This is a genomic window from Clostridia bacterium, assembly GCA_028698525.1.
Classification (GTDB): Bacteria; Bacillota; Clostridia; order JAQVDB01; family JAQVDB01; genus JAQVDB01.
Window position 1 is genome coordinate 1 of record JAQVDB010000078.1, and the last position, 7,966, is coordinate 7,966.

Sequence of the window (7,966 nt, forward strand, 5' to 3'; positions counted from 1 at the left end):
GGATATTATCAATGTTTTTTAAATCCGATATAAATAGAATTTGCCAAGGGGTGCAGCAAAATAGTTTTATATTCGGGGATGCCCGAACAGACCAAGAAAAAAACCTAGTAATAGTCTATTCCGGAGGGGACGATGTATTTATTGTAGGGGCTTGGAATGAAATAATAGCCTTTGCAGTGGATTTATATAATAGTTTCACAAAATTGGGCCAAGGTAAATTAACTTTTTCAGCAGGGATAGGAATGTTTAAACATGAATTTCCTATATACCAAATGGCACATATTACTGGAATTTTAGAAAATATGGCTAAAAGCAATGGAAAGGATTCGATAGCTTTGTTTGCTCCTAATAATGAAGAGAACAATGCTGGAGAGCATGTATACAAATGGGATCGGTTTATAAATAATGTATGCAATCAAAAAATCAGCATACTCAATAAGTGGTTTTATTATGATGACAAGCAAGTACAAAAAGACAAGCTTTATGCAGGCACATCTTTTATATACAAATTGATAAATTTATATCGGAGCATGGTAGAGGATGACAAGATTAATTTAGCCCGGATTGCCTATACTTTGGCAGGGATAGAGCCATCGCAGCAAGCAAGCGATATAGTCAAGTCTAAATATAGAGATTTAAAAGATAAATTATACCACTGGGCTATCAATGAAGATGATAGAAAAGAGTTTTTAACTGCATTAACTTTGATCGTATATTTAAACAGAGAGGAAGGATGATTGTTATGGTGGATTATGCTAAACAAGCCCAAGAGGTTGTTAAAGAACTTAATTCACAAAGAAAAAAATTGACTACAGCACAGATAAGGAAGTTTCTGGCAGGAGTTAACATGATCTCAAACAAGATATTAGCCTATCAGGCAGAGGGTAGAATAAAAGGCGACGTTCTTCCCGAGGACATAATAAGCGAGTTGCAGTATTTAAAAATTAAATTTATTTATCAGTGTGGCAGGTTTGGTAAAAGAGGACCGGTAGAAAAGTTCAATAATGTTGCAAAGATCACGGAAAGAATTGACGATATAGGAAACAGCAAAAGCAAATTTGAATCCTTTAGCAAATATATAGAAGCTATAGTAGCATACCATAAATATGAGGGAGGCGACTAAAATGATATCAACTATAAAAGGTAAAATAATGATCACAGGAAAATTGACATTAAGGACAGGGATGCATATAGGGGCTTCTTCTGATTTTTCTGCTATAGGAGCTGTAGATTCAGTCATTGTGAGAGATATGTTGACCCAACGTCCATATTTGCCCGGAAGTTCTCTCAAAGGGAAGATGAGATATCTATTGGCTCGTACAACTGTGGATAACGGACAGCTTAAACCTATAGACCAGGAGCCTGATGTTTTAAAGAGATTGTTTGGAAACTCTAAAGATGAGATAGTACAATCTCGACTGCAATTTTATGATCTGTTTATGAATGAGGAGAGCATAAAAAAAATTAACAATTTGGAGACTGATTTATATCTATCGGAAATAAAGTTTGAAAACACCATCAACAGAGCGACAGCAGTGGCCAACCCGAGACAAATTGAAAGAGTGCCTGCAGGCAGCTGCTTTGATTTCAAATTGAACTACAATGTAGAGGATGTGGATACAGTTGAAGAGGATTTTAAAAACATTGCACTTGCAGTAAATTTGTTGGAGGATGATTATTTAGGTGGACATGGAACAAGGGGTTATGGAAGAGTTGCATTCAGTCAATTTGAATTCAAGGAAAGGTATTATGTGCAAGATAACAAAGAGGTCATGAAAGAGTGTAGCGATAAGGCTAAAGCAGCTTTTAAGAAGCAGAGAGACCAGGGAGAGTTGTCAGGTCGAGGTGTCATTTGATGAGACGGTTTATATATAAATTAAAATTTTTAACCCCTGTTAGATTTGGTATTGATAAGGGTTCGCCTAATTTAGCAGCTTCTAGGTATACTTGCCATGCTGACACATTTTTTAGTGCTATATGTCATGAGTGGTTGAATCTATACGGTATACAAGCTCTAGAGAGATTAGTATCCTTAACTAAAAATAATAAATTTTTGATATCTGATTTAATGCCTTATTATAAGCATATTCTTTATTTACCAAAGCCGATATTGTATCAGCGTAGAAAAACCGATAAACAACAAAACAACAAAGATATGACAGATCGTAAGGTGATAAAAAAGCTCTCATATGTTCCAGTACGCCATTTTAATGAATACATAAAAATGCAAAGACAAGGAGGATTATTGCCTTTTAAACCTTTTGATGGTGCAGTACAGGTGATAAATACGAGGAATGCTATAACAGGTCTTTGGGAAGCTGAACCTTATCTGGTATCCGCGTACAGCTTTAAAGAAGAGGCCGGGTTGTATTTTGTGGTATTTATGCAGGACGATAATATAGTAGAATTATTTGATAAGGCTATTGAAAGCCTAGGATTATCAGGTATCGGAGCCAAACGAAGTAGTGGTTTCGGCAAATTTGAGCTATATGATGATAAATGGGAGCTGTATAATTCGGTTTTAGATTCAGTATACAGTGATGAAGATATTCTGAACAATTTTTTGCACGCAGACGGGGATTATTATATGAATATATCCAATATTGCTCCTACCTATGAAGAGTTAAAAAAGTTCGATAAAGGCAACAGCTATTATAAACTTATAAAGCGCAGTGGATTTGTACAGTCCACCAGCTATGCAAAACATTTTGTGAAGAGGAAACAAGTTGTGATGTTCGATTCGGGGTCGTGCTTTTTGGACAAGTTGAAGGGGCAAGTATTGGATCTGTCAAAAGAGGGTAATCACCCTGTGTACAGATACGGTAAAGCTATTTATATAGGGGTGAGCTTATGATAAATAAAGCTAATATGAGAGTGCTGCATCTTGGCTTAAAAATCGAAACACCTGTATTCATCGGAGGGGATCCGGAGGAAAATATAAATAGAACCCAGTATTACTATGATAAAGAAAAAAATAGAATAGCAGTCATAGATCAAAGAAAATTCGCCATGTTTTTAGACAGATATAACCTTTTTGATTTTTATAGACAATATATCATACGAAACAGCACATCCAAAAGAGGACAAAATATTAACGATTGGTTGAATCAATTGAGTAGAATGAAAATAAGATTTGATAAGAATGTGTTGAACAAAGCAACCAAGTATTATGTCAAAACAGACAAAGTTTCAAAGAACAGCCTAAATGATATAAATTGTTTTATTAAGGATGTCCATAAAAGCCCGTATATACCGGGCAGCAGCATAAAGGGGGCATTGAGGACAGCAGTAATTGTTTCAGAGATAACAAAAAACAGGCACAAATATAAAAGGTATTGGAATGATATAAAACGTGCTGCAGATGATTTTCGATCCAGAGATGGAGGGCAAGCAGGCAAAAAAATAGAACGTGCTATATCCAGATTAGAATCAGAAGTTTTAGATTACACAATAGGTAGTAATGAATTTAAAGGGATGTCCGGACTATCTGTCAGCGATACCACAGCATTTTCAACAGATAATTTGGTTGTTTTACCTAAAAAAGATATATCAGTGCTGAAAAGACAACAAAAAGAAAATTCCCTTTCTCTACACAGAGAATATGCACTGCCTGACACAAAAGTTGCATTCGACTTGAGGCTGGATATGAACAATAAGCTACATATAAAGTCACTAGAGGATATCTATAGCGCTTTAGATGATATGTATAACCTTTTATATGGATATAATGGACTGTTTAAATCAGTTTATCCGGTAGAAAAGATATTGCCTGATGATATTATCAAGGATAGTAAAGGTGTATTGATGATGGGAGGGGGAGGGGGATATCATACTAAGGTAATATTGGCAGCATTGGCACCTAGCCATGATGAATTGAGAGAAACAGTAAAATTGATTTTGCATAAAAATATAAGGAATAGGCGAGATGACCTTTATAATCATTTGATAGATGATGTTATTTCACCCAGAACTATAAAGTTAGCAGAATACAATGGACGAAAAAGGCTGGTAGGATTGTGCAGAATATATAAAACAGGAGATCGATTATGCTAACTAAGATAAAATATAAATTAGACTTTGATCAGGATAAAAAGTTAAAAATGAGTTATGGACAATTTCTTCATGGATTTATTATGGAAAATGTTGATCCCGAGTATGGTGACAAACTTCATCAATCCGGATTAAAACCTTTTAGTCAATATTTACATAAGACACAGGATACATGGATATGGGAGATAAATATCCTTAATGATGAAGCCTATGAAAAAATAGCTGGGAAAATTTTTAAAGATGAATGCAAAGAATTGCTTTTGAGGACACCTAACATAAAAATAAGAGCTGATAAGATAGAAAAAGATCATACAATTGATTACAATCAACTGACCAAAAAAATCTATCTATCAGAAACCCAAAAAAGATATATTAAAATATATTTCAGAACTCCCTGTTCTTTTAAGGCTGGGGGGGAATATCAGATAATTCCGTCGGTGTTGCTTATGTACACAAATTTGATCAATAGATTTAATGAATATGCAGATACAATAACTTTGAAGGATGAATCCGTTGTCAATCACCTTATAGAGCATACTAAAATTCGCGATTACAAATTGAGAAGTTTCAAATTTCCCATGGGAAAAGGTTATGTAAAATCATTCATCGGAGAGTTGGTATTGAACATCAGTGGACCGGAAACTCTTGCGAGTTTAGCTAATCTTATTTTTGAATTTGCAAATTATTCGGGAATAGGTATAAAAACTGCTTTGGGAATGGGAGGGGTTGCTGTTGAGTAATGTACTTTTTTCTGCTGTAGGTTTTTCAGATCCTATAAGGAACAATTATGATGGGAGCTTATTGCATATAGTTAGATATTATAGACCTGATACAGTTTATCTTTTATTGACAGAAGAAGTTGCCAAACTGGATAAAAAAGATGATAGATATGCAATATGTATAAAAAAAATCATACCCGATTGCAAAATAGTGAAATATTATACCAGCATTAAAAATGCTCATGACTTTGATGCTTATTTTATGGACTTTAGAAGATATATACAGGATATATATGACAATCATCCTGAAGATAATATTTTACTCAACGTAAGTTCAGGAACTCCCCAAATCAAGGCCACTCTGTGCCTTGAAGCGGTTACATCCGATAAAAAACTTACTATTGTTCAGGTTAGTTCTCCAGCTGGAAAGAGCAATCACAGCAAACCAGCTGGGGAAGAGTTTGACGTAGAATATGAATTTGCAAACAATTTGGATAACCTGGAAGATACTGAAAATAGGACAATGGAACCGGATATATTAAGTTTCAGGTATTCAATGATCAGAAGTCAAATGAGGGCACTGGTTAACAATTATGAATATCAGGCATTGTTGAATCTGATGAAGGTATCTAATACAATGAACAATCAAGTTCTGCTGAAATTAATCAACCATGCTGTAGAAAGAAAGAGACTTAATGCAGCCGCAGCCAGAGGCTATATACAAGAATACAAAGGCCGAACTTTATTTCCGGTCAAAGACAAAGAATGTGCCGATATCGTTGAGTACTTTTTGCTGATAAAGCTTAAACAAAAGGCAGGCCAGTATACCGAGATGGTCTTGTTCCTAAATCCTATAAGTGTTGAATTGCTTACAGCATTTATCAAATACAAGCTTAATTTTGATATTGATTCCTGTATTAAAAATGGAAAATGGAATGTCCAAAAAATTAGATTAAATAGTGAGTTATGTAATTATCTGACCAATGCTTTTGGAAGAGAGATTGAAAGTCGTTATATCAGTATAGAAGTGCTGCATAAAATAGCAGAATTTATTTTAATCCGATTGAATAGTGAGGGAAGTTTAAAAAATCCATTAGAACTTTTTAACATACTAGAATTCTTTGATGATGTAGTAAAACTGAATCGTGGCCCACGCAACGAGGCTGCCCATGAATTAACTCAAATATCCGCAAAGGATATAAAAGACAAAACTGGGATGCAACCTAAAAAGATAATCAGAGAATATGAAAAAATTATAAGAATGGTTTTCGGGAGCAAATGTCCCAAGAAGGCATTTGATATATATGACTGTATAAATGATTATATAAAAGATGAAATGGAGAAATCAATATGAGTATAGTCTACGTATATCAGCCTCAATCCTATATGCATATTGAAGATAACCGGTTAATTATTGAGGTGGATGATTTAAAAAGAATGATACCTTTGGAAAAGATAGAAGGGATTTTATTATATGGAGGAGTTGGCATATCTTCAAGATGTATTACAAAACTGCTTGAAATCGGTGTACCCCTCACATGGTTATCAAAAAGAGGAAATTTTTATGGAAGACTTGAATCAACTAGAAATGTAAATATTACGAGACAAAGACAACAGTTTAAATTAGGGGAGAATGAAGAGTTTTGTTTGAGATTGGCAATTAATTTTATTTCTGCAAAAACAAACAACCAAATAGTATTGCTTAGAAGATATAATCGTACTGCCAGACTGGTGCAAGTAGCTAAAATAATTGACAACATAAAAATATTAAGACAAAAAATTGAAATGGTGAACAGATTAGATAAATTACTAGGCTATGAAGGAGCTTGTGCAAGATTATATTTCAAAGCTTTATCATTGATAGTAGATAATAAGTTTGCATTTTGTGGACGAACAAAACGTCCACCTAAAGATCCTTTCAATTCTCTGTTAAGCTTTGGATATACTTTATTGATGTATGAGGCATATACCGCTATAGCAAGCAAAGGTTTAAATCCCTATGCTGGTTTTATGCATCAGGATAGAGAAAAGCATCCTACCCTGGCATCGGACTTGATGGAAGAATGGCGGCCAGTGATTGTAGATTCATTAGTGCTCAATATGGTTCAAGGGCGTATAATAAAGATCAATGACTTTGATATACCTGAAGAAAAATCTAAAGGTGTCTATTTGAAGGAAAAAGCATCAAAAAAATTCATTAAGAATTTCGAAAAGAGGGTCAGGACCCAACATAATTATTTAAATGTACCCTATAGCATGAATTTTAGACGTTCTATTGTTTTTCAAGCAGGGATGTTATCAAGAGCATTAGAAGAAAATGATGCTGATATCTATAAACCGATAATGATAAGATGAATAAATGAGGTGATTTTTTGGAATATGAAGAGATGGAGGATTATTTTATTTTTGACGAAAATCAACCTGAGTTCTATAAAAAGTTTCTTGTTGTAGTTATATATGATATCACTGATGATAAAAGGCGTAATAAAATGTCAAAAACATTAAAAGCATTTGGATTTAGAGTTCAGAGATCATCTTTCGAATGTGTTTTAACAGGGAGTGAATATAATAAATTAGTAAAAAAGGTAGAAAGAATTATCACGGGAGATGATTTGCTACGTATTTATAAACTGGCAGGAAATACTCAAGTAAAGACATGGGGTAGAATAGGCATGACAGAGGATGAGGAAGTGATTATAATATAAGATTATAATGCTATCAAGCCCCGCAAGGCTATACTACTGTGTTATGCACGATTTTTGCATAACAAATTAGCACTAAATATTAAAAAAATGTTATCCCCCGTATTGCTCATATAGAGGCATTGGTAATACAGGGTTCGAGAGGACAGGTTGAAGAACACTAATCCCCTTCAGGGGACGGAAACCTGATGTCAAGTCCATTTAAGTTAACTTTCATTTTGAAGAACACTAATCCCCTTCAGGGGACGGAAACAATACCGTTTAAGTTAACTTTCATTTTTATTCCTCCTTTTTTGAAGAACACTAATCCCCTTCAGGGGACGGAAACAAAGGGGCAGATATACTTTATCAATAAATTTAAGCAGCGATTGAAGAACACTAATCCCCTTCAGGGGACGGAAACCTCATTATATTTAAAAACCTTCCCTTTCTTATTTAACTTTGAAGAACACTAATCCCCTTCAGGGGACGGAAACCATCATAACCCTCTTACAA

General features: G+C 34.4%; 9 protein-coding genes and 1 CRISPR repeat array. All 9 genes read left to right on the top strand.

Features of this window, described 5'->3' with window-relative positions:
* Positions 1–737 (top strand): type III-A CRISPR-associated protein Cas10/Csm1 (locus PHP06_09720; protein MDD3840829.1); only part of this gene is annotated, 737 nt, incomplete at its 5' end.
* A gap of 5 nt (positions 738–742) precedes the next feature.
* The gene (csm2, locus tag PHP06_09725) at positions 743–1,123 is read left to right on the top strand and encodes a type III-A CRISPR-associated protein Csm2 (protein MDD3840830.1); all 381 of its coding nucleotides are present in this window, start codon (positions 743–745) and stop codon (positions 1,121–1,123) included.
* Between the two features lies 1 nt (position 1,124).
* On the top strand, positions 1,125–1,856 hold the full coding sequence (csm3, locus tag PHP06_09730) for a type III-A CRISPR-associated RAMP protein Csm3 (protein MDD3840831.1): 732 nt from the start codon (positions 1,125–1,127) through the stop codon (positions 1,854–1,856).
* Entirely contained in the window at positions 1,856–2,854 is a 999-nt protein-coding gene (gene csm4 / locus PHP06_09735) for a type III-A CRISPR-associated RAMP protein Csm4 (GenBank protein ID MDD3840832.1), read from the top strand. Before csm3 ends, csm4 begins: the two co-directional genes overlap by 1 nt.
* Positions 2,851–4,053 (top strand): type III-A CRISPR-associated RAMP protein Csm5, encoded by a 1,203-nt coding sequence (gene csm5, locus PHP06_09740; protein MDD3840833.1) that lies wholly within the window; start codon positions 2,851–2,853, stop codon positions 4,051–4,053. The genes csm4 and csm5 overlap by 4 nt, the downstream gene beginning before the upstream one ends.
* Complete coding sequence (gene cas6, locus PHP06_09745; protein ID MDD3840834.1) at positions 4,047–4,790, top strand: CRISPR system precrRNA processing endoribonuclease RAMP protein Cas6; 744 nt, start codon at positions 4,047–4,049, stop codon at positions 4,788–4,790. The genes csm5 and cas6 overlap by 7 nt, the downstream gene beginning before the upstream one ends.
* Positions 4,783–6,123: a hypothetical protein gene (locus PHP06_09750; GenBank protein MDD3840835.1), complete on the top strand. Its 1,341-nt coding sequence runs from the start codon at positions 4,783–4,785 to the stop codon at positions 6,121–6,123. The genes cas6 and PHP06_09750 overlap by 8 nt, the downstream gene beginning before the upstream one ends.
* Positions 6,120–7,124, top strand: coding sequence for a CRISPR-associated endonuclease Cas1 (gene cas1, locus PHP06_09755; protein MDD3840836.1), 1,005 nt, complete (start codon positions 6,120–6,122; stop codon positions 7,122–7,124). Before PHP06_09750 ends, cas1 begins: the two co-directional genes overlap by 4 nt.
* Positions 7,125–7,141: 17 nt before the next feature.
* Positions 7,142–7,474 carry a CRISPR-associated endonuclease Cas2 gene (gene cas2 / locus PHP06_09760; GenBank protein ID MDD3840837.1) on the top strand — a complete coding sequence of 111 codons (333 nt, stop codon included), beginning with the start codon at positions 7,142–7,144 and terminating at the stop codon, positions 7,472–7,474.
* 147 nt (positions 7,475–7,621) lie between these two features.
* Positions 7,622–7,947: a CRISPR direct-repeat array (repeat unit 35 nt; unit sequence TTGAAGAACACTAATCCCCTTCAGGGGACGGAAAC).
* Positions 7,948–7,966 lie beyond the last annotated feature (19 nt).

Coding starts and splice junctions, on each gene's coding strand:
- csm4 (MDD3840832.1), top strand. CDS start 1,856: ATGAGACGGTTTATATATAAATTAAAATTTTTAACCCCTGTTAGATTT.
- csm5 (MDD3840833.1), top strand. CDS start 2,851: ATGATAAATAAAGCTAATATGAGAGTGCTGCATCTTGGCTTAAAAATC.
- csm2 (MDD3840830.1), top strand. CDS start 743: ATGGTGGATTATGCTAAACAAGCCCAAGAGGTTGTTAAAGAACTTAAT.
- cas1 (MDD3840836.1), top strand. CDS start 6,120: ATGAGTATAGTCTACGTATATCAGCCTCAATCCTATATGCATATTGAA.
- cas6 (MDD3840834.1), top strand. CDS start 4,047: ATGCTAACTAAGATAAAATATAAATTAGACTTTGATCAGGATAAAAAG.
- csm3 (MDD3840831.1), top strand. CDS start 1,125: ATGATATCAACTATAAAAGGTAAAATAATGATCACAGGAAAATTGACA.